The sequence below is a fragment of the Peribacillus loiseleuriae genome, from assembly GCF_001183985.1.
In the GTDB taxonomy this organism is placed as follows: Bacteria; Bacillota; Bacilli; order Bacillales; family DSM-1321; genus Peribacillus; species Peribacillus loiseleuriae.
Map to the genome: position 1 here is coordinate 3,711,261 of NZ_LFZW01000001.1, position 26,853 is coordinate 3,738,113.

The following is a 26,853-nucleotide window of genomic DNA, read 5'->3' on the forward strand; positions in this document are numbered from 1 at the left end:
AAATCATCTTTTGGGGTTCATATGCAAGTTTTTTTGACCTTATTCTTACTAATTTGTGTAGCAGCCGTGCTCATTTTCAGCAACAAGCATTGGAATGAGCAAATTTCGAAGCATAATCAACAAGTACACCTAACGAGTGCTGAAAAGGATGACAATTCTGTGACATCCGCTTCAGCTTCCTTTCTTTTACAAAAAATTGGCCAAAGGAAAGCGTCGCTGAATTTAAAAGAAAAGAACAAGCTGGTGAGCCTTATCGGATTCTCCTCGTCGGAGCGGAAAGCAAAACCGGGGAGGATTGGACAGAAGCGGTCATTTCATCGTTGAAAGAAACCTATGGAGAGATGATTCAGGTTGCTGTTCTTCATTATGCTCTCACTTCAACAATCTTTGTTCAACAAGAGAAACAACAGGACTTACTTGCAGCGAATGCTGACATGATCATTCTCGAGCCATTCACACTGAACGATAACGGCGAAGTGAGCACAGAGAATTCATTAGTCAACATTACAACGATCGTCACCCATGTTTGTGCAAGTAAACCGTCAACAACATTTATCTTGCAGCCGCCTTATCCATTATTTAACGCGAAGTTCTATCCTCGTCAAATCGATGCCTTGCAGACATACGCCGAGGATAAGAAATTGCCTTATTTGAATCATTGGCAAGCTTGGCCAGATGATCATTCTAAACAATTGAAGGTTTATTTAATTGAGGAGCTGAGTGCACCGAACGAAGCGGGATATCATATATGGAGTAGCTATGTAATCGATTATTTAATTGCCAAGCCATAAGAAACAAATGGGTCAGACCTCACACTCTATCTACTGTCTAGTGTGTCATTTGCGCGTCTCTAAACAATAGACCGGAGATGTAGTATCTGACCCTTTCATTATGGGGTAGCCTATATTCTTATAATGGGTGCTTCTATTTTTAAGGGGGGGGACATGTGTGTCTAAACTTGTGTATAATGAAGAGAGAATAAAGCGAGCTTATTCGGGATTCTTGGCTGTCCCATAAGTGAATGAATCGCTATACGAGAGTAATGTCGAATTTCCCTGATAAGAAGTATTAACCTTTTATCCTTTTTATTGGTATACTTTTTCTAAGAAGATGGATAATTTTGTGAAAGGCAAACTTATTGAAAAATAAGGACGCAAAGTTACAGGTCTAAGGCCATGATGCTAGGACGGCTGTGCTACCGCTAAAAGGATGATGATTAGATGGCCTTATACAAAATGAGAGAAGTCTGGACACCCTTAAAGCTCTTTCGAATTAAATTTTTCAAATCAGAAGACGGTCATACATACGTGAAATTCGGCAACAGGAGCCGTAAAAAAATCTCATAGCTAAACAAATTATGAAGGCATTTGGCCTTCTTTTTTTTGCTGTCTGATTCTAAAGGCGAGTAATTTTATTTTTTGATTATCATTCGCACGTAATTTTACTGTGATTCTTATTTTTCATGAAAACAAGGTGGATTTTTTTGTAGTTTGTCATTAGTCCGATGTCTTTCTTATAGAAAACAGCAGGCAACTTGCTAAAGTCGGTGAATTGAGAGATTCATGTCCATGGCTGAGTCCTTATTCATGCCATTCATGTAAAGAGCAGAGTATATAGGGCTTAACTCATCTTGTATGGATTAGCTAAATCGTTCCTGATGATTTTTTCCGTCACCCTCCCAACAACTGTGGCGCACAAATAGATTCCCGTAAGTTCATGTATTCCAGTCGCTTTTCTTATGGCTCCGGAAGTACAACTTGCTATAAACTCCGTAATTGTCCTAGGGTTGATTTTACTTGGTGCTAGGTTTGATAGGCAAGTTCTCCACTTGAATGCAATTTTTTCGACACTTTATGACAAAGTTCTTATTCCACTTGCATCACACTCCTTGCCGATTGATTCCCTTCCTTATGTAGACACTTCATCTATATAGCAATAGATTTTATTTACTAACTGGCTATTTGTTAACCGTCCATGGTTTTCATCTCACATTTACAGTCTTAAACAGGCCTAAGACTTTTATCTTACTCAATTTAGGCGAGTAATCCCCGGTGCCACTTATTATGTCGATCATTACGCTTCATTCATCCATTCTAAGGGTAAACCGATTTCTACCATGAAGGAACTAGCCGCCTGAATTTCAGGCGGCTGCTTTTGTATTTTTGGAGAGAAGAAAGTTTCAATTGTTTTGAATGACAGGAAAAAAGGAAATGCCGCTTTCATTTTTAATAGATTATGGGTTATTCGATAAGGAAATGAATCCCCTAAACCATTCATGTAAGACAATGGTTAAAACGAATATGCAGGGTGCTGGTAGTCGAAATTTGTCATATTTAATTGATAAGAATTCATAAACTTTTTTTCATTTTGTTGATACAATTCGTTAAAAAGAACAAAAAAATCATTAAAATGAACTATTTGGAAAATATGAACATGTACTGAAAAACTGGAGGAATGTATGTCTAGAAAAAAATATATAAGTATCCTACATAGTGCCGCAGAGGAAAATGGCGGAAAGATTAGTTTTAAAGCATTTCGTGATTTGAAATACACCCCTTCCCCTCAAACAATTGCCAACTATTTTGGTTCCTGGACAAAAGCTCTTGAAGCTGCTGGTTTGAAAACATATGAACAGCCCTCCAAGCGATATTCCAAGGAAGAGATCATCCTGGCACTACAGAAGTATGCTAAAGAAAATGAAGGCACATTAACGTTAACATTGTATGTTGAAAAAAAATATAAACCTAGCGAAACTACGATAAGAAAAAAATTCGGTTCTTGGAATCATGCTTTAATGGAAGCTGGTGTGAAGACCAACCGCGATGTGAAGAGGTGGTATACAGAAGAAGATTTAATTTGTATCCTTCAATCCATCGTAAATAATGGTCAAGCCTTAACTGTCGAAGAATACAAAAAACAAGGGAAACAACCAGCCCTTGAAACGTTTGTTGCTTGTTTTGGCTCATGGAATGAAGCGATTAGAAAAGCAGGTTTGAGGGTAAACAGTGGTATGTATTCGGATGAAGAAATGATTAGAATTCTCAAAGACTATGCAAAAAGGAAGGGAAGATTCACGTCCCTTGATTATATAAAAGATGGTATACAGCCTAAACCCCTATCCATCCAAAGACGTTTTGGGAGTTGGATGAATGCTTTGAGAATAGCAGGAATTAAACCTACTTATGTAAATTTCACTAATCAAGAGTTATTAGAAGAATTAAAACGTTGCATAGACTTAAACAAAACGGACTACATAACTATAGCAGAATATACAAAGTTATCCAACCATCCTCACTATATGACTATTTTTAGACGTTTTGGTTCGTGGAAAAAAGCCATTAGGTTAGCCAATACATTGAAAAATGTATAGTGTTCCAACATGCATTCAACTAACAGGTTTCTCTTTACTTTGCTACTGATTTATCATATTTATGTAAAGGGTTTCATTCTCAGAAAACCGTTCATATGATACACTGTGCAAGTTGGAACCGTTCCTTTAGAATGAACGATTAGAAAGGATTCTAGACTAAATTACATATTATATCAAAAATACATATTAATTGTTGGCTGCGGTCAGAATGATAGGCAATCGTGTTAAAAAGGTTAGGGAAGAAAATAAAATGTCGATTAGCCAACTGGCAGAAAGGGCTAATATAGCAAAATCATATATAAGCTCACTGGAAAGAAATCTTCAGACAAACCCTACTATTTGGGTTCTTGAAAAAATCGCAACGGTTCTTAGTGTAACTGTAGATTCCTTACTGGATGAACAAGTTAACAATAAAACTCTGGATGCTGAGTGGCTAGAGATTATGCAGGATGCCATTATTTTAGGAATATCAAAAGAGGAAATGGAAATCAATGAGAGCCTAATCTATTAAAAACAGACGTAAATTCATCGTTCTGATGTCAAATTGATGAAGAGGGCAATTTGGTGCGGAGCTGATTTTGCGAAGCCCCCCTTTGACCACGATACATCCCAATATTTGGATCCGGCTCACAAATCGCAAATCTCGCTCGAAATGTGCAAGTTCTGGCGCGTAACAAGAACAATCCGGCACGAAAATTTAATTTCCGGATCGAATTGCTTGATAAGGTCGGTTGATTCACGCTTTAAAACCCGCATTTTCCCCAATACTCACCAACCACGTATCATTTAGCTTCGGGGTTTTTATAAAACTTGTCATTATGGGGTTGGATCGAGGGAATTTGGTAGGCTTCTCAATGAATTTTAGTGAAATCGTGGTTATGGTGCAGTCTGTTTCTAATCTCGTATCCTAAAATTTGGATTCCGCACTTAAATCTCGATTCCGGATCGTAAATTTCATAATTAAGTTAAAAAACCAAAATCACCGTCTCTAAACGGTGATTTTGCTAGCTTGGGTCGTTTTCGTCTAATGATAATGTGACGACTTTCGTGTATTCGCCTTTTGCGATTTCTTCTGAAGATGCGTTTTTTTCTAATTGATCTTCTGTGTTGATTCCTTCAGCGATTGTCGGTTCCCCAGTATGGTTTGGTTTTTTCATTTCGACACTCCTTTATTGAAATTAGGCGAGAATACCCCTTCCTCAAGGAATGCGAAGGGTGAAACCCAATGAGGAGGGAGGGAATGAATCGCCTTCGGACAAGGGATGGCTTACTTGCCATCTTGATTGTCCGACTGTTCGAGTGCTTCTTCCGTCATTTAAAAATAATCATCAAACGAGTTCTAGCTCTCTTTTTCTATCTCTGCGCAAAAATAATCCATAGACAGTTTCGTTAAGTAGAACAAACGTTTGTATTCATGGATGATTAATGGTAAAATTCAGATAGGTAAAAGAGGAGTTGGAATCGTATGCTAGTGAATAAATCTTATAAATTCCGTATCTACCCCAACCAGAAACAGATTAATCTCATTCATCAAACAATCGGTTGTTCGCGTTTCGTATTCAATTTTTTCCTTGCCAAACAAAGAGAAAAAGATGCGTATTGGTCTATCACAGAAGAAATGAGGCAGAACGGTCAGCTCCCGGCCAATAACTGGAAAGGTAACCGTTTAAATAAATACGAAACCGTTAAATCACTTCCTGAATTAAAGAAACATTACCCTTTCTTAAAAGAAGTAGACAGCATCGCTCTGCAAAAATCTGTTGAAAATCTTAGTGATGCTTATGATCGTTATTATATAAAACAGAACAAGCAACCTCGTTTTAAGACAAAAAAGAACCCGCTACAGTCCTACACGACAAAACGAACGAACGGAAATATTGCTGTATTAGATAAGCATATGAAATTGCCTAAACTCGGTCTTGTTCGTTATGCAAAAAGTCGTGAAGTGGAAGGGCGGATTTTAAGTGCAACGATTAGACGTACTCCGTCTGGAAAATATTTTGTCTCTCTAGCAACTGAAACGGACGTGTTAGACATACCGAAAACGGGGTCGGCCATAGGAATCGATGTCGGGATCAAAGACTTCGCAATTTTCTCGGATGGAACGGTCTATTCCAATCCCAAATTTTTTCGCACATTAGAAGAGAAGTTAGCAAAGGCACAACGTATTCTTACTAGACGGACGATAGGTGGCTCAAATTGGAATAAACAGCGTATTAAAGTGGCTCGAATCCATGAACAAATTACACATGCACGAAAAGATTATCTCGATAAGATTTCAACCAAAATTGTCAAAAACCACGACATAATTGGGATGGAAGACTTGTCGGTGAAAAATTTGGTGCAAGATCACAATGTAGCCAAAGCCATTCATGAAGTATCTTGGTCAACATTCAAAAATATGATGGCATACAAAGCAAAACGGTACGGAAAACAAGTGGTCACGGTTGCCAAAAACTTTGCCAGTAGTCAATTGTGTTCGTGTTGTGGCTATAAAAATAAAGACGTTAAATATCTCGGTTTACGTGAATGGGATTGCCCATCCTGTAGAACGCATCACCATAGGGATATTAACGCAGGAATCAATCTTAAAAATGAAGCGATAAGACTTCTAACCGTAGGGACTACGGAGATCGCCTAATCCATAACTGACCGGTAGGTTGGTGTTCTTAGGAATCCCCTTCTTCAAACAACCGTAAGGACGTTAAGAAGGGGTAGTTCAACCCTAGATTGTCCAGGCATGAAATTTTCATTCATTAATTATTCGTAATAATCATCACCACCTTTTTACATTTCTTTAAACAAGCATTATATGGAATTAACAATATATCCCTATACTAAAACACAGGTGGATAGCATGCGTGGCTATCGTGGTATTGGCGTAGGTGGAGCCAATGCTTTTTCTTTCGTTATTATCCAAAACTAAAATAGCGTTAAAACTCCACCACTTAGTATGAAGGATCAATCAAGTATCACGCTACACTCACCTAATCACAATGGCGGCGGTGCGAAGCCGGAATTTTATATGCACTCTCTATAAAATAAGTATACTTGCTAAGTAGATTGGCTCTATTATAAAGTTGCGAAGCCCCTCCCCATGTCCTTCAGACCTCACACTCTATATACGGTTTAGTGTGTCTTCTACTTCTACACATTATATAAACCATATATAAAATGTGGGGTCTGACCCTTCTTTATGGACATCCCTTCCCTTTAGCTACCTCCAAGATAGGCCATTTTTACTTTCTCGCTGGAGGTGAGTTCTTCGGCATTGCCTGAGAGAACGATACGGCCGGTTTCCATGACATAGGCACGGTCGGCGATTGAGAGTGCTAGATTCGCATTTTGTTCGACTAGTAAGACTGTTGTGCCAGTTACGTTAATTTCTTCAATAATGCGAAAGATGGTTTTTACGAGTAATGGTGCTAAGCCCATCGATGGTTCGTCAAGCAAAAGCAAGCGCGGTTTTGCCATTAAGGCCCTGCCCATAGCAAGCATTTGTTGTTCACCACCCGATAAAGTACCTGCTTGTTGTTTCAATCGTTCCAATAGCCTCGGAAATAAATCGTACACCATCTCCATATCTTGTTTGATGCCCTTTTTGTCTTTTCGTAAAAAGGCCCCGAGTTCAAGGTTTTCTCCTACTGTCATATTGGCGAAGACGCGGCGACCTTCCGGAACATGAGAGATTCCTTGCTTCACGATTGTTTGGGCTGCTTTAGCGCTAATGGCTTTCCCTTCAAAGACGATTTGTCCTTGCTTTGGTTTCAGCAAGCCGGAAATCGTTTTAAGCAACGTACTTTTTCCTGCTCCATTTGCTCCAATTAGTGTGACAATTTCTCCTTCGTTGATTTCGAGCGAAACACCTTTCAAAGCATGGATATTGCCATAATACACATGGATATCTTCAACCTTTAGCATTAGGAAACCTCCTCGCCGAGATACGCCTCGATGACTTTCGGATGATTGCGGATTTCTTCAGGGGTTCCATGGGCAATGAGCTGTCCGTGATCGAGCACATAGATTCGTTCACAAACACCCATGACGAGCGACATATCATGCTCAATTAACAGGACGGTCAAATTGAATTTCTCACGAATGAAGGCAATTAGATCCATCAGCTGTTCCGTTTCCTTCGGGTTCATTCCAGCTGCCGGTTCATCAAGCAACAACAATTCTGGATTTGTAGCAAGCGCCCGGGCAATTTCAAGCCGCCGCTGTTGTCCGTATGGCAAGTTTTTCGCTTTATCGTCCCGATATTGATCTAAGTTAAATAGTTTTAGAAATTCCAACGCCCTTTCATCCATTTCTTTTTCACCGGAAAAATAATTCGGTAACCGTAAAATACTGCTTAGAATCGTATGTTTGGCGAGCGAATGATAGGCAACTTTTACATTATCAATGACAGATAACTCTTCGAATAAACGGATATTTTGAAACGTACGGCTGATTCCTTTTTTCGTTATTTTATAAGGAGGTTGTTTTCGTAAGTTTTCCCCTTTAAAAAAGATGCTCCCATCGGTCGGCACGTATACACCTGTCAGCATGTTGAAAAACGTTGTCTTGCCGGCACCATTCGGACCAATTAAGCCGACGAGTTCTCCAGGATATAATTTCATATTCACGTTTGCCACTGCCTTTAAGCCCCCAAAGCGGATTCCTACTTGTTCGACTTTAAGCAACGGTGTGTGTGTTTCCATCTTTAGGACCTCCTTTTTTATTTCTTCGGTTCGTAAACAAAGATGTGACTTCCTTCGTGCCAAGCAATCCCCGAGGACGATACAGCATCGTGAAGATCAAGATCAGGCTATAAATAATCATCCTCGTTTCCGGGTATTCCGTTAACAGCATGGAAACGAGTGTGAGTAAAATCGCGGCAATCACAGCACCGCTCATACTACCTAGTCCGCCGAGAACAACAAAAATTAATATATCAAAGGACTTTAAAAATCCGAATTGGCTCGGTTGAATAATGTAAAAATTATGAGCCCAAAGCGCGCCACCGACCCCAGCAAAGAAAGAGCCGATTAAAAAAGCGACTACTTTATAATAGGTCGTGTTGATGCCCATGGCGTCCGCGGCGATTTCATCTTCCCGAACCGAAATACAAGCCCGACCGTGAGTAGAATTCGTGAAATTCCGAATGACTAAAATGGTGAGTAACATGCAGCCAAATACCCATGGCCACGTTGTTAATTGTGACACCATCATGCCACTCGGTCCGCCGATATAGTCAATATTAAAAAAGGTAATCCGAACAATTTCACCAAAACCAAGTGTTGCTATGGCCAGATAATCTCCTTTTAATCGAAGACTCGGAATCCCGATCAGCATCCCAGCTATTGCCGCAGCAAGTCCGCCAGCTATCAGGCCAATCCATAATGGCTGACCGAGTTTCATCGTAAATACGGCGGACGTATAAGCACCGACTGCAAGGAAGCCCGCATGGCCAATGGAAAATTGACCGGTAATGCCAATAATCAGATGCAAGCTTACTGCAAGAATAATATAGATGCCCATCGTCAGAATCATGTTGACGAAATAAAAATTAATCACGGCATTTGCGATGACGATTTGGACGATCGTAAACAAGACGAACGCGAATAGAATGGAGAACCAAAAACCTTTTGTCTGTTTCAGTTTGATCATCGCTTTGTCTCCCTTACACTTTTTCTCGTTTGTTTTTTCCAAAAATTCCTTGAGGCATAAAAATCAAGATGAGAATTAAGATAATAAAGGCGACTCCATCCCGCCAAAGCGATCCTCCGGCTGCACTCACCAAGGATTCAATCACACCGAGCAACAATCCGCCGACCATCGCACCCGGAATAATGCCGATTCCACCAAGCACAGCGGCAACGAACGCCTTTAAGCCGGGGATTACCCCCATCAGTGGCTCGATTTTATAATAATATGTTCCGAAAATAACACCCGCCGCCCCAGCTAGCGATGAACCAATGGCAAATGTGGCCGAAATCGTGTTATCAACGTTAATGCCCATTAATTTTGCGGCTTCTGCGTCATGGGAAACTGCCCGCATTGCTTTGCCGATTTTTGTTTTATGAACAACAAATTGTAAAATAATCATGAGGGCAACAGAAACACAGAGGATGAGCAGTGATTTACTTTCCACTGTAACGCCAAGTACATCGATTTTATTCGTAGGTAAGATATCATTGGGATACGCTTCAAGTTGAGCGCCTCTAAAAAAGATCATGCCGTTTTCAATGAGTAATGACACACCAATCGCAGTAATTAACGCAGCAATTCTCGTCGCATTCCGCAATGGCTTGTAGGCAATCCGTTCAATCAGAACACCGAACAATGCACATGCGACCATTGATAAAATTAAAGTAGGAAAGAAAGATAAGTGTAAAAAGGTGATCGAATAAAAGCCAACAAACGAACCAACCATAAATACGTCTCCATGGGCGAAATTGATTAGTTTGACAATGCCATAAACCATCGTATAGCCGAGAGCAATCAGTGCATAAATACTACCAAGAGAAATTCCATTTACTAGTTGCTGGATGATTTCCATTGCTCGACTCCCCTTATCAGAAAAGCGTAAGCGCCCATTAAGCAAGAACGGCTAAGTTCGCCACATCCTTATATTTTCGCCGCTCTGACCCACATCGCGTGGGTCTCCGACAAGCAAATGCTCCTTCAACCGGAAAGTCGCTCTTTGACTTTTTGGATGGAGAAGCATTTGACCTCAGACGGGCTGGGCTGCTTTCGCTAGACACGAAATTTTTTTATAAATAGCCCCCAAGTTACTGATGGGAAGATTGGGAGCCGGAAATAAGAGTATCTCAAAAAAGGGTCTGACCTCACACTCTAGACACCGTTTATTGTGTGATTGACACGTCTATAAACAATAGATAGGAGTTGTGAGGTTTGACCCTTTCATTATCGGACAGTCTCATGTTTTTAAGGATTCACTTTTGTTTCGAAAACTTGCTCACCCTTTTCGTATCGTAAAATGGTCGCCGATTTGATTGGGTTATGGTTTTCATCGATTGTAAATGTGCCTGATACTAATTGCAGATTTTTCGTTTCCGCAAGCGCTTTTTGAATATTCTCGCCCGTTACTTCTTCGCCAGCGTTTTTAATCGCTTCTGCCAGGAAGTATGCCGTGTCATATCCTAGCGCACTGAAAGCATCTGGTTTTTTGCCTTTATATTCTTTTCGGAAGGCTTCGACAAAGCTTTGGATTTTCACGTCAGGATCACCCGATGAATAGTGATTGGTAATGAATGTGTTTGCTAGAGCATCCTTCCCTGCGATTTCTAATAGTTTCGGAGAATCCCAGCCATCAGCACCCATAATTGGCACATCAATTCCTGATTCACGTGCTTGTTTGACAATCAAGCCAACTTCTTCGTAATAGCCAGGAATGTAAATGAAATCAGGTTTTGCCGATTTAATGCGTGTCAAAGTGGCACGAAAATCGGTATCTTTTTGTAAATAGGCTTCTCGGGCTACAACGGACCCGCCATTTTTTTCGAATGATTCTTTAAAAGAAGCCGCAAGCCCTTTTGAATAATCGCTTGAATTGTCAATATAAATCGCTGCCGTTTTGGCACCTAGATTTTTCGTAGAAAAGTTTGCGGCAACGGTTCCTTGGAATGGGTCGATAAAGCATGTTCGGAATACATAGTCATTCAATTTCCCATTCGTCACCGTCACTTCTGGACTTGTTCCTGTTGCTGTAATAATCGGTGTTTTGTATTTATTCGCCAGCTCTACTTGAGCAAGTGTGTTCGTGCTTGTTGCCGAGCCAATGATGGCAACAACCTTGTCTTGGTTGATCAGTTTCAAAGCCCCGTTCATCGCTTCTTGTGCTTCAGACTTGTTATCATATTTAACTAACTTCAGTTGTTTACCGTTGATTCCTTTTTTGTTAATTTCTTTAAGCGCCAGGTTTGCCCCTTCATAAATCGATTGACCGTATGAAGCAACTCCGCCGGTCAATTCTAAGTTCGCCCCAATCAATACTTCTTCGCTTGCTTTGCTCCCAGCACTGTCTGAATTACAGCCGGCTAATACACCCGCTACTAGTGATAGCGTCATGAGAATTCCCGCTAGCTTTTTCTTTTTCATGCTTGTACCCCCTGATTTTCATAATGTTAAAACATTTGGAAATCAAAACTTTACACGAAAATAAAATATTCAAAATTAAATAAATATTTTGACAACAGTGTAACTGATTCTGATTCATTCGTCTAGATGGTTTTATAGGAGAGAGTGATTTAGTAATAGGTCTATGTATGGGGAGCCATTGCATAATTTTATTGTAATATAGGTGTTTTTTCAAAAAACATCGTGTGCTAGGACATTATTTTTATTTCACGATATTTTCCCTTGCAAAAAATTTAGCGAAAAGTATTTTGGCGGGCCTCAAACTTTCCCTCTGCTTAACTCTCGGTACGTTTCACTGTATCTCACTAATCGGGGATTTACAAGCTGTTACCTCCACCTATTCATATAAAAATTGATGTTGAGGTAGTACAGCTTGTTAAACCGACATAAAAAAATGCCGATCGAAATCAGCATTTCCCCCCGATCTTATTTCATTACGTCGCCAACACGATATACTTTCACGTCTTTCGTAATTTCACCTACGACCCAGCTTGCGCAAATCAACCCTGCAACGGATGGGCAGAACGCATTCGATGATGGCGGCATTTTCGCTTTGCGAATTGTCGCGTCTGGTTTACCGACTACTTTATTGACCTCTTCCCTTGTGACAATTGGCGTTTCATCGGAAAATACAACCGGAATTCCTTTGTAGATGCCTTCTTTACGTAAACGCGTACGGATCACTTTTGCTAATGGATCTGTGTGTGTTTTGGAAATGTCGACAATTTTGAATCTCGTTGGATCCATTTTATTAGCTGCGCCCATGCACGAAATGATCTTAATATCTCGCTTCAGACACTCTTTCATAAGATGGATTTTATAGATAATCGTATCGGAAGCATCAATGACATAATCAATGCCATGACTGAAAAAGTCTTCGTACGTTTCTTCAGTATAGAACATTTTCATCGCTATCACTTCGCAATTCGGATTAATATCTCGAATCCGGTCACGCATTAACTCAACTTTCTGCTGACCAACCGTCGAAAGCAGCGCATGTAACTGTCTATTCACATTCGTAATATCGACATCGTCCTTATCTACAAGAATCAAACGACCTACACCTGAACGTGCTAATGCTTCAGACGCGAAAGACCCAACTCCGCCAACCCCAAGCACGGCAACCGTTGAATTTTTTAGCAAATCTAAACCCTCTTGGCCAAACGCCAACTCATTACGTGAAAACTGATGTAACATATGTTTCAACTCCATCTTTACAATCTTAATAAATACAATTCCCAAAACAGACTATAACATAAACTTTTATAAAGTGAAACTTCCATCAGTGGGGTTTTTTCCGCTGATGGTTAGTCCCGTTCTAGTGTCGCTAATACCTCTGAAGAGCGCATCGGTACGTTTCACTGTATCTCACCAATCGGGCTTTTACGGGATAAAGGATAAGTAGGTCGATTGGGATAATTATTGGCATTTCGAAAAGAACAGACCCCACACTACTATAGATCGTTTATATGGAATAAACGGTGTATAGCGTGTGAGGTCTAACCCACATTTATTCAGATAGTTTTTGAATCGTTTTTGCCAATAGTAGGGTTCGTTCCGTTAAGGTCGGGATTTCGAGATATTCTTCATCACTATGCGCGTTTCCACCGACGGGACCCAGTCCGTCTACGGTTGCAACACCGGTTGCCGCTGTGAATGATGCGTCTGATCCGCCACCCGTTGACGTGTCAGACACTTTAATACCGATTTCTTCTCCCACTTTGCGGATGATTTTCAGAAGGCTCTTCGTCTGTTCCGTTTTTTCCATCGGCGGCCGGCCAATTTCACCGGTCAACTTGATTTTTGTGCCTGGAACAGATGTAAATGAACAAATTTCTTTCATTTTCTCAAGCAAAGTTTGAGCTTGATCCATTTGAGCGATGCGAATATCAATATGGGCCACGGCTTTTGAGGAAACCGTGTTATAGGCAGACCCGCCTTCAATCATCCCGACATTGACGCTAATGCCTTTTTGGTGATCGGTTAAGTGATGGAGCTGAATTACTTTATGGGCAAGTTCCTCAATCGCGCTTCTCCCTTTTTCCGGCTCAATGCCTGCATGTGCCGCTTTTCCTTTTACAATCAAGGTGTAGTGGCCACCGCCTCTTCTTGCCGAAACGAGAGATCCGTCCTTCCTTGCCGGCTCCATAATCAACGCAAATTCTTTCCCTTGCGCTTTTTCCATGATGAGCGAGCGAGACGTCGGTGAGCCGATTTCTTCATCACTATTCAAGATGATTTGCACATTTTTGTAGCCTTCGAAACTCTCTTCTTTCATATACTTAATCGCATACAATAGCTCGACTAAGCTTGATTTCATGTCTACGACGCCCGGACCATAGGCACGGTCTCCTTCAATTCGGAACGGACGCTTTTCCACAGTGCCTTTCGGAAAAACGGTATCCATATGGGCAACGATAATAATCTTTGGATCGACCGCATCTTGGTGCTGTATGACCAAATGATTTCCGTTCTTCTCTTGCGGTATTGTTTCCACCAAAAATCCCAATTTTTCATAATGTTCTTTCAAAATTAACCCAATCGTATCGATCCCGTCTTTTACATAGGAACCACTATCTATATTCACCAATTGTTCAATAAACTGAAGCATTTCCTCCTGTTTTTCGTCTAAACCGCAACTCATCAATTTCATTTCAAAGTCATCCCTTTGTTTGTAACTCTTGTCCTGCTATACTCATATGCAAGAAAAAGTTGTTCTATTTAAATTGGAACATCCGCTACAAAAGGTCCTGTCTTCATCATACGCTTAACGATCTCTCATCATTCATAACGAGAAGCGTAATACATTCAAAACCTTGCGCAAATCCCTCCTAGATTAAACCTGGCACGCTTTGTTTACCAAATTGACATAATTTTAATCGACTATTTACACTTCGTCAATCTAATATTTCATATTTCATTCAATATTCGGAATGTTCCTTTCTATATATATATGATTGCGCAAGGAAATTGTCTAGATATGTCGTCCCATTTTTCGCGGATTTGTTTGTTTTACATCTAAAATCCCAACCCCTGTAATTAGGTGCGTACTTCACCCCTCCTTTCCACCATTACGCGCCGGATCGATGGGGAAAACCCTGGCGCTTAATGTGACGGGGCCAGCATCGACTAGCCTATACACCGATATTCGGGCGAGCCCTTCCAGCGATTTCATGTCTTACGAGCCAGATTTCAATTTTGCGCGCCAAAATAAGAAACAACCGCGCCAGTTCCTCCACTTTTCGAGCGAGATTTCCGATTTACGCGCCGGAGTCCAGTTTGTCGATCCAATACGGGTAGTCCCATCACCGATTTCACACAAAAAACCCCACTCCTAAGAGTAGGGTTTATCATTAATTATTAGGTAAGAGCCCCGTTTGTGCCGTTTACGCCTTTGTTTTGAACCCGCTCGCAGCAGGTGGGTGCGCTGTTCTGGTCGTTTGCAAGTCCTCTTCAAGGAGGCATTTGCGTAGAGCAGAAACCTGTGCTCCCGAAACTATAAGTGTTCGGTCAAAACTTATAGGTTAAAGAACGTACACTTCAGGACTCCTACTTATTGGAATCATCATAACATACTGAATATTCACTTACAAGAACATTTTTATAGAAAATTATTCTTGTTTTTTCCCAACTAGTGACAAATGTAATTCGTCTAATTGCGCCTTGCTTACTACGCCAGGAGCTTGTGTAAGCATGTCTGACGCACTTGCCGTTTTCGGGAAGGCAATGGTGTCACGTAAGTTTGTACGGCCTGCCAATAGCATCACAAGACGGTCTAACCCTAATGCGATTCCACCATGTGGAGGTGTACCATATTCAAATGCTTCCATTAAGAAGCCGAATTGTTCGTTTGCTTCCTCTTCACTAAAGCCGAGAACTTTGAACATTTTTTCTTGAACATTGCGTTCGAAAATACGCAGGGAACCACCGCCAAGTTCATAGCCGTTTAACACAAGGTCATACGCTTGGGCACGAACACTTGCTGGGTCTGATTCAAGCAATTCTAGGTCTTCACGGAAAGGCATTGTGAATGGATGGTGTGCTGCGAAATAACGACCCGCTTCTTCATCATACTCAAGTAATGGCCAGTCTGTCACCCAAAGGAAATTGAATTGGCTATTGTCGATTAAGCCTCTTTCTTTTCCGAGCTTAATCCGTAGTGCTCCAAGCGCATCCGCGACAACACTTTTCTTATCGGCAACGAATAGGAGAAGATCGCCTGTTTCTGCTTCAACGACTGAGCTCAATTGCTTCTGGTCTTCTTCTGTGAAGAATTTTGCAATTGGGCCTTTTAAGCCATCCGCTTCCACTTTCAGCCAAGCAAGTCCTTTCGCTCCGTATACAGCAGCAAATTCGCCAAGCGCATCAATGTCTTTACGAGAATAGTCAGCAGCACCAGCTTTCACATTCAAGGCTTTCACTTGTCCACCATTTGCAATGGCTCCAGCAAATACTTTAAATCCGCTATCTTTCACAAGCTCAGATACGTCAATTAATTCCATGGTAAAACGAGTATCTGGTTTGTCTGATCCGTAACGGCTCATCGCTTCTTCATATTTCATGCGTGGCAGTGGTAATGTGATGTCGATTCCTTTCACATCTTTCATGACTTTAGTCATCATTTCTTCTGCCATGTTCATAATGTCTTCTTGGCTCATAAAGCTTGTTTCAATATCGATTTGTGTAAATTCAGGCTGTCTGTCTGCACGAAGATCTTCATCACGGAAACAACGAGCGATTTGATAATAACGCTCAACACCAGATACCATCAGCATTTGTTTGAAAAGCTGAGGCGATTGTGGCAATGCATAGAATTCTCCGTCATGAACACGACTTGGAACTAAATAGTCTCGAGCTCCTTCTGGCGTGCTTTTTGTTAAAATCGGTGTTTCAATATCAAGGAAACCAGCACCGTCTAAGTACTCACGAACGGATTTCGTCGTTTGGTGACGCATTTTCAATGTTTCAAACATAACCGGACGACGCAAATCCAAGTAACGGTATTTCAAACGAAGGTCTTCAGACACTTCCGTTTTATCAGCAATCGCAAACGGTGTTGTTTTTGCTTCATTAATAATCGTTACAGAGTCTGCCAAAATTTCAATTTTCCCTGTTGCAATATTATTGTTTACATTGCTTTCGTCACGGATGACCACTTTACCTTGAATATCGACAACATATTCTGTACGAATTTTATCGGCAATTGCTAATGCTTCTTTTGATACGTCAGGATTAAAGACAACTTGGACAATCCCCGTTCTATCTCTAAGGTCAATAAAAATTAAACCGCCTAGATCGCGTCGTTTTTGGACCCACCCTTTTAATGTAACTTGTTCGCCAACTGCTGTTTCTGTTACTTCACCACAAAAATAACTTCTCCCAAACATGCTTTTTCCTCCTTAAGCGTAGAGCTTCTTAAATTCAGCAACAAATGAAGTTAGTTCATATTCAACTTGTTCACCAGATGCCATATTTTTCACATTAATTTTTCCATTCGCAAGCTCATCATCACCAAGAACAGCCACGAATTTTGCTTCTAGTCGATCGGCTGATTTAAATTGCGCCTTCACTTTACGATCGTTATAATCTTTTTCAACCGTAAAGCCTGCATTGCGTAAATCATACGCAAGTTTCACCGAATAATCTTTTGCAGCATCGCCCAGTGAAACAAGGTAGCAATCGATGCCTTGCTCGATTGGCAGTTCCACATTTTCCGCTTGAAGTGCCGCAATTAATCGCTCAATGCTTAGTGCGAAGCCGATTCCAGGCGTTTCAGGACCGCCAATTTCTTCAGCTAGACCATTGTAACGTCCACCGCCACAAAGCGTTGTGATCGCACCGAATCCTTCCGCTTCACTCATAATTTCAAACGCCGTATGATTGTAATAATCCAAACCGCGAACTAGTGTAGGATCGACGACAAATTCAATCCCAATATCCGTCAAATATTTTTGCACTTTTTCAAAATACGTGCGTGATTCTTCATTTAAATATTCGAGAATCGACGGTGCCGTTTTCATCAATTCATGATCACGGTCTTTTTTACAATCCAGAATACGCAATGGATTTTTCTCTAGACGATTTTGGCAATCACTACAAAACTCGCCAATCCGAGGTTTAAAGTGGTCGACCAAAGCATTTCGGTGCGCGGTTCGACTTTCTTTGTCACCTAGACTATTAATCACAAGCTTCAATTTTTTCAAACCGAGCTCTTTATACAACCCCATAGCAAGTGCCAGAACTTCTGCATCAATCGCCGGGTCCTTACTTCCTAACGCTTCAATGCCAAATTGCACGAATTGACGGAAACGACCAGCCTGTGGACGCTCATAACGGAACATCGGCCCGATATAATACAATTTCACCGGCTGATTCGGAAGACCGAACATTTTATTTTCGATATACGAACGAACAACAGCAGCCGTTCCTTCTGGACGTAACGTCAAGTCACGATCACCGCGGTCTTTAAATGTATACATTTCCTTCTGAACGATATCAGTCGTATCACCGACACCACGTAAAAACAATTCGGTGTGCTCAAAAATCGGTGTTCGTATTTCTTTATATTGATAACGACTACATAAATCACGCGCTGTCTTCTCGATATATTGCCAAATCTCCGTTGTACCCGGAAGCAAATCCTGCGTACCTCTTGGAATTTGAATGCTCATAAAGCTTCCTCCTTTATTGAAAAAAACATTAATTTTATGTTTGTAAAAACAAAAAACTCCCATCCCTCGTAACATTGCTGTTACAAGGGACGAGAGTTGGAATTCCCGTGGTGCCACCCTAATTGAAGCATATATGCATATGCTTCCACTTTACAAGCAGTTAACGCCTGCCTACGTTCATCTCTTACTAAAATTTTTTTCAGAGCGAAGCCTCAGAAGTGTTCTTTCATTAAGGCATCATGTAGAAATGCTTTCAGCCTAAGGCATTTCTTCTCTTTACATGTGATTCTTAATTACTTTTCTTCATCATTGGTTGTTTCTATGTATAAAAAATCTAATAATTTTACTTATATACTTCATTAATAATAAGGACTCCACCTAGTCTTGTCAATACCACCATGTCAGTTTCTAGCAGAAAAGCGCGAAATATCAGCGCCCACTAAGCTTTTTTTTCAACTTTTGTACCTCTCGCTGATTTAGGCCAAATTCTGATGCAAGTTCAAACATTGTTGAATCTTGTTCTTTTTGTAAATGATCTCGGAAATCGACACCGGAAAGTTGATTGGCCGGGTCTAGGCTTAATTGCCCTTTTTCACTAAATTTCATCATTCATCCCTCCTGCTTTTTCCTTAGTTTTACCCAATTCTCGAAGTTTTCTTCATAAATAAACAGGAAATTTTATGACAAGGGAGAATTACTAGTTGCTAGACGATTTTTCAACGAGGAGGAAGACATGAAAACTAAAACATATTTCGCCGGGATTCTGACAGCAGCTCTTCTTACGTCAACTGGATTTTCGGTACAACATGTATATGGTCAAACTAAATCAGACATCACTGTCAACACGGAAGTAATCAACGTTCGGGAAGGTCCAGCCTTAAGCTTCCCTATTGTAGAAAAAGTGTATCGCGGAAATACCTATCATGTCGTTTCAGAGGAAAATGATTGGATAGAAATTAAACTTGGTGAAAACAAATCAGGCTGGATTGCAGGCTATCTTGTTGCCGGTGATATGGAACGTGCAAAGAGTGCGGAAAAAGCAACCGTAACGTCTGATCATGTGCGTATCCGCAAAGGACCTGGCACGTCTTTTGAAGAAACAGGTTATATAAATAACGGTACTGAAATTAGCATCCTCGATCGAGAAAATAATTGGATCCATTTTCAAAACGATACGCTTTCTGGATGGATATCCGCTGATTTTATCCAAACTGGCGTAGTAGAAAATAATGAGACCAACGTACAAACCGTCAAAGCAACAGGAATGGCATTAACGAACAATCTCAATGTCCGTGCATCTGCTTCTAAGGATGGGAGAGTGATTGGCAAGCTAAAAAAAGATGCGACTCTCTCATTTGAAGACATTCAAGGGGAATGGGGGAAAATTACCTTTCATGGCGAAAGTGGTTGGGTTAACACATCATTCATCGCAATCGATGGTGAAGAAAAAGCCACTGTCACTGCGTCTGAATTAGTTGTCCGTAAATCAGCTACGACCGATGGCGAAATTCTTGCGACTGTTCATAAAGGGGATTCCTTCACCATTTTACAAGAAAGAAATAATATGGCAAAAATCCAATATGAAAGCGAAAAAACTGGCTGGGTTGCGACTCGCTATTTGCAACAGCCGTCCAAATTGGTTCAAACCGAGCCTACAGTAGCAGACAAGCCTACTAGTTCCACGATCGTCATCCTACGTGATGGTACTAGTTTGCGAAGCGGTTCAGATACAAATACTACATTACTCGCTCGTGCTAATAAGGGTGAGACGTTTACAGTTCTCGGTGTGGAAAATGACTGGTACAAAATCCAGCTCGCAGAACAGACGGCTTATGTGGCAGGGTGGCTCGTTTCAACTGATGGACAAGCAACGCAAAGTAAACAATCAGGCATTGAAAATAATCTTAACGGTAAAGTAATTGTCCTTGACCCAGGTCACGGCGGTCACGATCCAGGTACACTCGGCGTAGGCGGAACGATGGAAAAAGATTTAACGTTACGAACAGCTCGTTTGCTTCAGGCAAAGCTAGAAAAAGTAGGAGCAGACGTCCTATTAACTCGCAATCTTGATTCGTACATCACTCTGCCAGCTCGGGTCGGGATTTCACAACTGAACATCGCGGATGCCTACATCAGCATCCATTACGACGCGACCGAAGATACAAGAATCAATGGCATTACGACGTACTACTACCATACATATCAACAACAACTTGCCAAAGTTCTTGACGACGCTCTAAGCACAGCCCTGCAAATCAATAATCGCGGCTATCGGTTCGGTGACTATCACGTTTTACGAGAAAATAATCAAAGCGCCACCCTGCTTGAACTCGGCTATTTAAGTAATCCCGCTGAAGAACTCAAAATTACTTCAAATGAATATCAAGAAATGGTTACAACTGCTATCTATGATGGGTTGATGACGTTTTTTAAATAAGATGAAAGCTAAACGTGCCTACTCCGGGCACGTTGTTTGGTGTAACGGAGCTAGTATATTGGACTCCGGCTCGTAGATTTGATTTTCAGCGCGAAAGTAGACGATTCTAGCTCGATAATTTGAATTCCCGCTCGAAAGAGGTTTTTTTCACGCAATAAGGCAGGAGGTTCCGATAATAATCGTCGGAACCGGTCCATTTTTCCCACAAAAAAAGAAAGCAAACCATCTAAAGGTCTACTTTCCTATTTACTCTCGACAATCAATGTGACAGGGCCGTCATTGGTGAGTTCGACTTGCATATTAGCTCCGAACTGGCCGGTTTCGAGATGAATGTTTCTTTTGCGGAATTCTTCGTTGAAAAGTTCGTATATGGCGTTCGCTTCATCAGGACGGGCGGCATCCATGAAGTTCGGACGGCGGCCTTTCTTGCAATCTCCGTAAAGGGTAAATTGTGAAATCGAGAGAACGGAACCACCTACGTCGAGTAGGGAATGATTCATTTTCTCGTTTTCATCTTCAAAAATACGCAGGTTTGCAATTTTTTCAGCGAGGTAAGCGGCGTCTTCCGCTGTGTCTCCATGTGTAACACCGACCAATAAAACGAGACCGTGGTCGATTGAGCCAATTGTTTCATGATTCACAAGTACTCTTGCTACTTTAGAACGTTGCACAACAACACGCATGGTGATAACTCCTTAGTTCATGATTCTTCTTACTGAATAAATATCCGGAATTTGTTTAACCCGGTCGACCACCTTTTGCAGATGACTAATATTTTGAATGGCAATCGACATATTAATCGTCGCTACTTTGTTACGGTCCGACTTGCCAGATACAGCCGTAATGTCCGTTTTCGTTTCATAGACGGTTTGAAGCACCTCGTTCAATAAACCGCGACGGTCAAAGCCGCTGATTTCAATATCGACATTGTATTCTTTAAGATCATTTAGATTCCCTTCCCACTCAACCGGAATTAGTCGATTTTCAGCTTCACAAGTATTTAGATTTGTACAATCTCTACGATGGACAGAGACGCCACGGCCTTTCGTAATGAAACCGACAATTTCATCACCTGGAACCGGACTACAGCATTTTGATAAACGAATTAATAAATTATCAATACCAGAAACCCGGACACCAGATTCCCGTTTTTTCGATTTATGAATCGATTTAAGCTCCGTTACAGCTTCTGTAATCGTCGGTCCTTGTTCTAATTCTTTTTGTTTCCGTAATTTCTCGGTAAGGCGGGTGGAAATCTGCGCGGCCGTAATGCCATTATAGCCAACTGCAGCATACATATCTTCTTCATTAGAGAAATTAAACTTTTCAGCAACGCGTTTGATATTTTCTTGAGTCAGAATTTCTTTTAACTCAAAATCGAGTGCTTTAATTTCTTTTTCCACCATCTCGCGGCCTTTATCGATATTTTCCTCACGACGTTGTTTTTTGAAAAATTGTCGAATCTTATTTTTCGCCTGAGAGGTTTGCGTTAGCTTCAGCCAATCTTGGCTAGGTCCGTACGAATGCTTAGACGTTAGGATTTCAATGATGTCGCCTGTTTTCAGTTTGTAATCAAGCGGCACCATCTTACCGTTTACCTTCGAACCAATGGTCTTGTTCCCAATTTCAGAATGAATTCGGTAGGCAAAGTCAATTGGATTCGAACCAGACGGCAGCTCAATTACATCGCCTTTTGGGGTAAATATAAACACCATATCTGAGAATAAATCAATCTTCAACGATTCGATAAATTCTTCAGCATTTGTTGCGTCATCCTGGAATTCAAGAATTTCTCGAAAAAAGGTAAGTTTCTCTTCCAAAGAAGATTGCTCATCAATTTCTTTGCCTTCTTTATAAGCCCAGTGTGCGGCAATCCCGTATTCTGCAATTCGATGCATTTCAGTCGTACGTATTTGCACTTCAAGCGGGTCGCCTTTTGGACCGATCACCGTCGTATGCAACGATTGATACATATTCTGTTTCGGCATCGCAATATAATCCTTGAAACGGCCTGGCATCGGTTTCCAACAAGTATGGATAATACCAAGTACTGCATAGCAATCCTTGATACTGTTCACAACAATCCGCACCGCAAGCAAATCATAAATTTCGCTGAATTGCTTGTTTTGCATCGCCATCTTTCGGTAAATGCTGTAAATATGTTTAGGTCGGCCAGAAATATCGGCCTTGATGTTCACTTCATTTACTTCTTTGCGAACTTCCTTGATGACTTCGTCCAAATACTCTTCACGCTCGGCACGCTTTTTCTTCATTAAATTCACGATTCGGTAATATTGCTGAGGATTCAGATAACGAAGAGCGGTATCCTCAAGCTCCCATTTAATCGTACTGATGCCAAGACGGTGAGCGAGTGGTGCAAATATTTCCAGTGTCTCATTCGAAATTCGACGTTGTTTTTCTTGAGGAAGATGCTTTAACGTTCTCATATTATGAAGACGGTCAGCTAGTTTAATCAGAATTACACGAATATCCTGGGCCATTGCCACGAACATCTTTCTGTGATTCTCGGCTTGCTGCTCTTCTTGTGATTTATATTTAATTTTACCAAGCTTGGTCACACCATCAACAAGCATCGCCACTTCTTCACCAAATTGCGTTTCGATATCATGTAACGTCACTTCGGTATCCTCAACGACATCGTGCAAAAATCCGCCTGCAATTGTCGATGGATCCATCTCAAGGTCTGTTAAAATGCCTGCAACTTGAATGGGATGAATAATATATGGCTCGCCAGATTTACGAAACTGCTCTCTGTGAGCGTGCTCCGCAAATTTATAGGCACGATAAATAAAGTCTGTCTCATCCTGTTGAAGATAGTTACTTGCCCGTTCAACAACCTGCTCAGCTGTTAAAATTTGATCATTTGCCATCGTATCACCTTTACCCCACTTTACCCAGCAGATTCGCCTATCAAAAGGTTTTCCGAATAAGGTTAATAAAAAATAGCCACATTTAGTGCTGCCGCTGATGCTTCATCTTTCTACAAGACAAAATGGAAGGTACAGGTATTCAGCAAAAAGTGACATGTATTGCAATTGGAAGACAAGTTCTTCCGCTATTCGAGAATGTCGCATAAGGTCTTTCCCTTTGACACCTCTTGTCCAAAAAACAGAAAATTAGTATTGTATCTATTATCAAGAAAAAGAAGCCATATGTAAAGAGCTAAGACAGTATTTTCTGCATAATTCGAGGTGTTTTTAATTGGTAACGACAATATTCACCGTTTCTTTACAATTTATACATAATAAAAAGGGTCAGACTTCACATTTTCAGTGAGGTCTGACTCTTTGGAAGCTATCTAGTTTTAGTAGGTCATTAAAGTTAGAACATCATAGCCTTCTAATTTACTTCTTCCTTCTAAGTAAGTTAAATCGATTAAAAACGCAATCCCTGCAACAACGCCGCCAAGCTCTTCAACAAGCTTGATCGTCGCTTCAATCGTTCCACCCGTTGCAAGCAAGTCGTCTGTAATCAGCACACGCTGCCCTGGTTTGATAACATCTTTATGCATCGTTAATACGTCTTTGCCATACTCTAAGCCGTATTCGACTTTAATCGTTTCGCGTGGAAGCTTCCCTTCTTTACGAACAGGTGCAAAACCGACTCCAAGTGAGTAGGCAACCGGGCAGCCGATAATGAAGCCGCGTGCTTCTGGACCTACAACGATGTCGATTTGTTTATCTTGCGCATATTCAACGATTTGATCTGTTGCGTATCGATACGCTTCGCCGTTTTCCATAAGACTTGAGATATCTTTAAATGAGATACCTGGTCTCGGCCAGTCAGGTACAATCGTGATAAACTGCTTTAAATCCATTGCTTTGTTTCCTCCTCAAGGCGTGTCGCCTTATGAACTAAATGATTGAACCAATCGAATAACTGCTGATAGGAAGAATAAACAAGCTCTCTTTCAAGCTCAAATTGCTCTTTCTTACGTGCATATGATTCCGATTCGCTCAAGTCGCGTTTATTCGCATTGTTTGTGAGCATAATTAACCCGTTCTCTATTGTAACAAAATCTAGTTCAAAAAACACCTGTGAGATAAAATCAATGGTATCTCGTGACCAACCGCGATATTTCGCTAAATCATCACCATGTCGTTTCAAATCAAGCGGGCCTTTTTTTGCTAAAAAAGCATAAAACCATTTGAAATGTTCGCGCGTTGGCATCGTGCTGAAAAAATTCTCTTGCTGATGATACAGATGAACATAAATCCGAGCAGGTTCTTTGTTTTCGATTAATTTTTCCAAAATAGACTTGAATGGCGGCATATCCATTAAGATTAATGAACAATCATTCACATCAATTTGCGCTGCCTCTTCTTCATTATGAATATGCAAAAAACCTTGTTCCTGTTGTAAAAATGGGTAACGACTAAGCGTCGTTTCTGAGAAAATAATGATTTTACGATTTTGCTTTGGCACATCTTCGAACCATTTTTCCACCTTATTTAGTCCGCGGTAATCGAAAAGCTGCCAATTTGCAACGGAAATATCTTGAAGAAAAACTTGCGGTTTCTTCATATTATTCCATTCATTAATCCCTAGTTCCCCTATTACCGAGATTTTCGCATTTGATGAAATATGATCGGCGAGATGGCCGATCCCAAACCCGATTCCATCTAGTTTGACCGTTCCATTATCAAGTTGCAGTTTAAGATGATTTTGGTTTGACCCTATTTTCCGAATGCCAGTCACACCGACACCTTCTATTAAAACACGAGGTTTCGGATTACTCATCCCAAACGGTGCAAGCAGGCTCATTTCTTCAATCGTTTGAATGCTGACCTCTGACAGAACCGTTCTTGCATCAAGCTTTGTTATGGGTGTGAAATCCTCTTCTGTTAGTTGGTCAGCAGCTAGCTTGTTCAGCCTGTTTCTTAAATCTGTTACATCATCGAGCTTCAACGTCATGCCTGCAGCCATTGGATGGCCACCGAAATGAGGCAGAATATCGCTGCATTGTGTCAGATTTTTAAACAAATCAAAGCCTTCAATACTTCGCGCTGAACCTTTCGCAAGTCCTGTTTCGGTGTTATAACTTAACACGATGGTTGGTCGGTAAAATTTCTCAACTAGCTTAGACGCAACAATGCCGACGATGCCAGAATTCCAACCTTCTTTGCCAATAATAAGGACACCATTATCGGCTAGTGGGTAGTTTTCCTCCACCTCACGAATCGCTTCTTCAACAATTTCAGCCACGATCGCTTGCCGCTCTTTATTCAGCGCATCAATTTCTTCGGCAAGATCAGTGGCTGTTTCCATATCTTCGGCCATGAGTAAATCAACGGCAGGATCAGCGGCTCCAAGTCGACCAGCGGCATTAATCCGCGGTGCCATACCGAACCCAATCGATTCTTCATTCAATGCGTCCTGCTGAATGCTTGCTTTTTTCATAAGTGCAAGGAGGCCTGGACGTCTTGTCTGACGAAGCTGTTCAATTCCCTTCGCCGCAAGTAAACGATTTTCCCCATGAAGCGGGACAAGATCGGCAATCGTTCCAATCGCTGCAATCTCAAGCAAATCCTCTGGCACTTCTCCAATTAGCGCATGTGCAAGCTTGAAAGCAACGCCAACACCAGCCAAGTCCTTGAATGGATAAGTACTTCCGTCAATTTTAGGATGGATAATTGCTAGCGCTTCCGGCAATTCCGCTCCTGGTTCATGGTGATCGGTGACAATGTAATCGATGCCTAATTCTTTCGCGATCTTCGCCTCGTTAATAGCTGAAATCCCCGTATCTACTGTAATTAATAGCTTTACGCCTTCTTGTGCAGCTAATCGGAAAGCCATTTCATTCGGTCCATACCCTTCAGTAAAACGATTAGGAATGTAAAAATCAGCATTCGCACCAAGCTTATTCAACGTATCCATCATTACGGTCGTCGAACTAACCCCGTCTGCATCATAATCTCCGAAAATGCGAATTTTTTCCCCATGATTTATGGCAGCTTTTATACGTTCAACAGCAAGATCCATATCTTTTAATAAAAATGGATCGTGGAAGGCTTGTTTTTTTATAAAAAGAAAAGACCGAGCTTCTTCAACTGTTTGGAAGCCCCGGTTGACCAATAATGATGCAACTAGAGGTGTTATATGAAGTTCCTTTGCTAGCACATCCGTAATCTGCTCATCGGCAGATTGTAAGTTCCAACGAGTTCTTGGCTTTAACAATACATTCACCCCTCAATCCTATAAGTATACAAAAG

22 protein-coding genes, 1 other RNA gene, 1 riboswitch and 1 other annotated feature are annotated in these 26,853 nt (G+C 41.1%); of the genes, 6 read left to right on the top strand and 17 right to left on the bottom strand.

Features of this window, described 5'->3' with window-relative positions; translation table 11 throughout:
* Nucleotides 1-21 precede the first annotated feature (21 nt).
* From AC625_RS17220 to AC625_RS17235, 4 genes are all read left to right on the top strand, one after another.
* The gene (locus tag AC625_RS17220) at nt 22-324 is read left to right on the top strand and encodes a hypothetical protein (RefSeq protein ID WP_049682404.1); all 303 of its coding nucleotides are present in this window, start codon (nt 22-24) and stop codon (nt 322-324) included.
* Entirely contained in the window at nt 321-791 is a 471-nt protein-coding gene (locus AC625_RS17225) for an SGNH/GDSL hydrolase family protein (RefSeq protein ID WP_049682405.1), read from the top strand. Before AC625_RS17220 ends, AC625_RS17225 begins: the two co-directional genes overlap by 4 nt.
* A gap of 327 nt (nt 792-1,118) precedes the next feature.
* A riboswitch (cyclic di-GMP riboswitch) is annotated at nt 1,119-1,203 on the top strand.
* A 1,255-nt stretch (nt 1,204-2,458) separates the two neighbouring features.
* Nucleotides 2,459-3,370, top strand: coding sequence for a homing endonuclease associated repeat-containing protein (locus tag AC625_RS17230; RefSeq protein ID WP_049682406.1), 912 nt, complete (start codon nt 2,459-2,461; stop codon nt 3,368-3,370).
* Nucleotides 3,371-3,578: 208 nt separating this feature from the next.
* The gene (locus AC625_RS17235) at nt 3,579-3,881 is read left to right on the top strand and encodes a helix-turn-helix domain-containing protein (RefSeq protein WP_049682407.1); all 303 of its coding nucleotides are present in this window, start codon (nt 3,579-3,581) and stop codon (nt 3,879-3,881) included.
* A 493-nt stretch (nt 3,882-4,374) separates the two neighbouring features.
* Here the strand turns inward: AC625_RS17235 and AC625_RS27320 are convergent, their stop codons facing one another.
* Nucleotides 4,375-4,527: a hypothetical protein gene (locus AC625_RS27320; RefSeq protein WP_180320117.1), complete on the bottom strand. Its 153-nt coding sequence runs from the start codon at nt 4,525-4,527 to the stop codon at nt 4,375-4,377.
* 308 nt (nt 4,528-4,835) lie between these two features.
* Here AC625_RS27320 and tnpB point away from each other — a divergent pair, with 308 nt between their 5' ends.
* On the top strand, nt 4,836-6,011 hold the full coding sequence (gene tnpB, locus AC625_RS17240; protein ID WP_049682408.1) for an IS200/IS605 family element RNA-guided endonuclease TnpB: 1,176 nt from the start codon (nt 4,836-4,838) through the stop codon (nt 6,009-6,011).
* Nucleotides 6,012-6,583: 572 nt separating this feature from the next.
* Here tnpB and AC625_RS17245 read toward each other — a convergent pair.
* From AC625_RS17245 to AC625_RS27325, 12 genes are all read right to left on the bottom strand, one after another.
* Nucleotides 6,584-7,291 (bottom strand): ABC transporter ATP-binding protein, encoded by a 708-nt coding sequence (locus AC625_RS17245; protein ID WP_049682409.1) that lies wholly within the window; start codon nt 7,289-7,291, stop codon nt 6,584-6,586.
* The gene (locus AC625_RS17250; protein ID WP_049682410.1) at nt 7,291-8,070 is read right to left on the bottom strand and encodes an ABC transporter ATP-binding protein; all 780 of its coding nucleotides are present in this window, start codon (nt 8,068-8,070) and stop codon (nt 7,291-7,293) included. The genes AC625_RS17245 and AC625_RS17250 overlap by 1 nt, the downstream gene beginning before the upstream one ends.
* A complete protein-coding gene (locus tag AC625_RS17255) occupies nt 8,045-9,019 on the bottom strand; it encodes a branched-chain amino acid ABC transporter permease (RefSeq protein ID WP_049682411.1) in 975 nt (324 codons plus the stop codon). The genes AC625_RS17250 and AC625_RS17255 overlap by 26 nt, the downstream gene beginning before the upstream one ends.
* A gap of 13 nt (nt 9,020-9,032) precedes the next feature.
* Entirely contained in the window at nt 9,033-9,911 is an 879-nt protein-coding gene (locus AC625_RS17260) for a branched-chain amino acid ABC transporter permease (RefSeq protein WP_049682412.1), read from the bottom strand.
* A 389-nt stretch (nt 9,912-10,300) separates the two neighbouring features.
* Entirely contained in the window at nt 10,301-11,473 is a 1,173-nt protein-coding gene (locus AC625_RS17265) for an ABC transporter substrate-binding protein (protein WP_049682413.1), read from the bottom strand.
* 465 nt (nt 11,474-11,938) lie between these two features.
* A complete protein-coding gene (locus tag AC625_RS17270; RefSeq protein ID WP_049682414.1) occupies nt 11,939-12,709 on the bottom strand; it encodes a tRNA threonylcarbamoyladenosine dehydratase in 771 nt (256 codons plus the stop codon).
* A 313-nt stretch (nt 12,710-13,022) separates the two neighbouring features.
* Nucleotides 13,023-14,156 (bottom strand): M20 family metallopeptidase, encoded by a 1,134-nt coding sequence (locus AC625_RS17275; RefSeq protein WP_049683795.1) that lies wholly within the window; start codon nt 14,154-14,156, stop codon nt 13,023-13,025.
* Between the two features lie 548 nt (nt 14,157-14,704).
* The gene (locus AC625_RS28245; RefSeq protein WP_281177254.1) at nt 14,705-14,830 is read right to left on the bottom strand and encodes a hypothetical protein; all 126 of its coding nucleotides are present in this window, start codon (nt 14,828-14,830) and stop codon (nt 14,705-14,707) included.
* A gap of 48 nt (nt 14,831-14,878) precedes the next feature.
* A non-coding RNA gene (gene ssrS / locus AC625_RS26045) (6S RNA) lies at nt 14,879-15,062 on the bottom strand.
* Between the two features lie 61 nt (nt 15,063-15,123).
* Nucleotides 15,124-16,899 carry an aspartate--tRNA ligase gene (gene aspS / locus AC625_RS17280; RefSeq protein ID WP_049682415.1) on the bottom strand — a complete coding sequence of 592 codons (1,776 nt, stop codon included), beginning with the start codon at nt 16,897-16,899 and terminating at the stop codon, nt 15,124-15,126.
* A 12-nt stretch (nt 16,900-16,911) separates the two neighbouring features.
* A complete protein-coding gene (gene hisS, locus AC625_RS17285) occupies nt 16,912-18,183 on the bottom strand; it encodes a histidine--tRNA ligase (protein WP_049682416.1) in 1,272 nt (423 codons plus the stop codon).
* A gap of 82 nt (nt 18,184-18,265) precedes the next feature.
* Nucleotides 18,266-18,502 (bottom strand) — a binding site (T-box leader).
* A gap of 110 nt (nt 18,503-18,612) precedes the next feature.
* A complete protein-coding gene (locus AC625_RS27325; RefSeq protein ID WP_180320045.1) occupies nt 18,613-18,792 on the bottom strand; it encodes a hypothetical protein in 180 nt (59 codons plus the stop codon).
* Between the two features lie 124 nt (nt 18,793-18,916).
* On the opposite strand from AC625_RS27325, the gene AC625_RS17295 reads away from it, so the two are divergent.
* Complete coding sequence (locus AC625_RS17295) at nt 18,917-20,620, top strand: N-acetylmuramoyl-L-alanine amidase family protein (protein WP_049682418.1); 1,704 nt, start codon at nt 18,917-18,919, stop codon at nt 20,618-20,620.
* A 242-nt stretch (nt 20,621-20,862) separates the two neighbouring features.
* Here the strand turns inward: AC625_RS17295 and dtd are convergent, their stop codons facing one another.
* The 4 genes from dtd to recJ all read right to left on the bottom strand — a co-directional run bounded on the left by dtd (nt 20,863) and on the right by recJ (nt 26,818).
* A complete protein-coding gene (gene dtd / locus AC625_RS17300) occupies nt 20,863-21,303 on the bottom strand; it encodes a D-aminoacyl-tRNA deacylase (protein WP_049682419.1) in 441 nt (146 codons plus the stop codon).
* Between the two features lie 12 nt (nt 21,304-21,315).
* Nucleotides 21,316-23,511, bottom strand: coding sequence for a RelA/SpoT family protein (locus AC625_RS17305; protein WP_049682420.1), 2,196 nt, complete (start codon nt 23,509-23,511; stop codon nt 21,316-21,318).
* A 434-nt stretch (nt 23,512-23,945) separates the two neighbouring features.
* Nucleotides 23,946-24,458, bottom strand: coding sequence for an adenine phosphoribosyltransferase (locus AC625_RS17310; protein ID WP_049682421.1), 513 nt, complete (start codon nt 24,456-24,458; stop codon nt 23,946-23,948).
* Nucleotides 24,449-26,818, bottom strand: coding sequence for a single-stranded-DNA-specific exonuclease RecJ (gene recJ / locus AC625_RS17315; RefSeq protein ID WP_049682422.1), 2,370 nt, complete (start codon nt 26,816-26,818; stop codon nt 24,449-24,451). Before recJ ends, AC625_RS17310 begins: the two co-directional genes overlap by 10 nt.
* Nucleotides 26,819-26,853 lie beyond the last annotated feature (35 nt).

Excerpts from the sequence above, each read along its gene's own strand:
- aspS (WP_049682415.1), bottom strand. The coding sequence starts at position 16,899 with ATGTTTGGGAGAAGTTATTTTTGTGGTGAAGTAACAGAAACAGCAGTT.
- AC625_RS17235 (WP_049682407.1), top strand. The coding sequence starts at position 3,579 with ATGATAGGCAATCGTGTTAAAAAGGTTAGGGAAGAAAATAAAATGTCG.
- AC625_RS17245 (WP_049682409.1), bottom strand. The coding sequence starts at position 7,291 with ATGCTAAAGGTTGAAGATATCCATGTGTATTATGGCAATATCCATGCT.
- AC625_RS17230 (WP_049682406.1), top strand. The coding sequence starts at position 2,459 with ATGTCTAGAAAAAAATATATAAGTATCCTACATAGTGCCGCAGAGGAA.
- AC625_RS17305 (WP_049682420.1), bottom strand. The coding sequence starts at position 23,511 with ATGGCAAATGATCAAATTTTAACAGCTGAGCAGGTTGTTGAACGGGCA.
- hisS (WP_049682416.1), bottom strand. The coding sequence starts at position 18,183 with ATGAGCATTCAAATTCCAAGAGGTACGCAGGATTTGCTTCCGGGTACA.
- AC625_RS17275 (WP_049683795.1), bottom strand. The coding sequence starts at position 14,156 with ATGAGTTGCGGTTTAGACGAAAAACAGGAGGAAATGCTTCAGTTTATT.
- AC625_RS17295 (WP_049682418.1), top strand. The coding sequence starts at position 18,917 with ATGAAAACTAAAACATATTTCGCCGGGATTCTGACAGCAGCTCTTCTT.
- AC625_RS17310 (WP_049682421.1), bottom strand. The coding sequence starts at position 24,458 with ATGGATTTAAAGCAGTTTATCACGATTGTACCTGACTGGCCGAGACCA.
- AC625_RS17270 (WP_049682414.1), bottom strand. The coding sequence starts at position 12,709 with ATGTTACATCAGTTTTCACGTAATGAGTTGGCGTTTGGCCAAGAGGGT.
- AC625_RS27320 (WP_180320117.1), bottom strand. The coding sequence starts at position 4,527 with ATGAAAAAACCAAACCATACTGGGGAACCGACAATCGCTGAAGGAATC.
- dtd (WP_049682419.1), bottom strand. The coding sequence starts at position 21,303 with ATGCGTGTTGTTGTGCAACGTTCTAAAGTAGCAAGAGTACTTGTGAAT.
- AC625_RS17220 (WP_049682404.1), top strand. The coding sequence starts at position 22 with ATGCAAGTTTTTTTGACCTTATTCTTACTAATTTGTGTAGCAGCCGTG.
- tnpB (WP_049682408.1), top strand. The coding sequence starts at position 4,836 with ATGCTAGTGAATAAATCTTATAAATTCCGTATCTACCCCAACCAGAAA.
- AC625_RS17250 (WP_049682410.1), bottom strand. The coding sequence starts at position 8,070 with ATGGAAACACACACACCGTTGCTTAAAGTCGAACAAGTAGGAATCCGC.
- AC625_RS27325 (WP_180320045.1), bottom strand. The coding sequence starts at position 18,792 with ATGATGAAATTTAGTGAAAAAGGGCAATTAAGCCTAGACCCGGCCAAT.
- AC625_RS17260 (WP_049682412.1), bottom strand. The coding sequence starts at position 9,911 with ATGGAAATCATCCAGCAACTAGTAAATGGAATTTCTCTTGGTAGTATT.
- AC625_RS17265 (WP_049682413.1), bottom strand. The coding sequence starts at position 11,473 with ATGAAAAAGAAAAAGCTAGCGGGAATTCTCATGACGCTATCACTAGTA.
- AC625_RS17255 (WP_049682411.1), bottom strand. The coding sequence starts at position 9,019 with ATGATCAAACTGAAACAGACAAAAGGTTTTTGGTTCTCCATTCTATTC.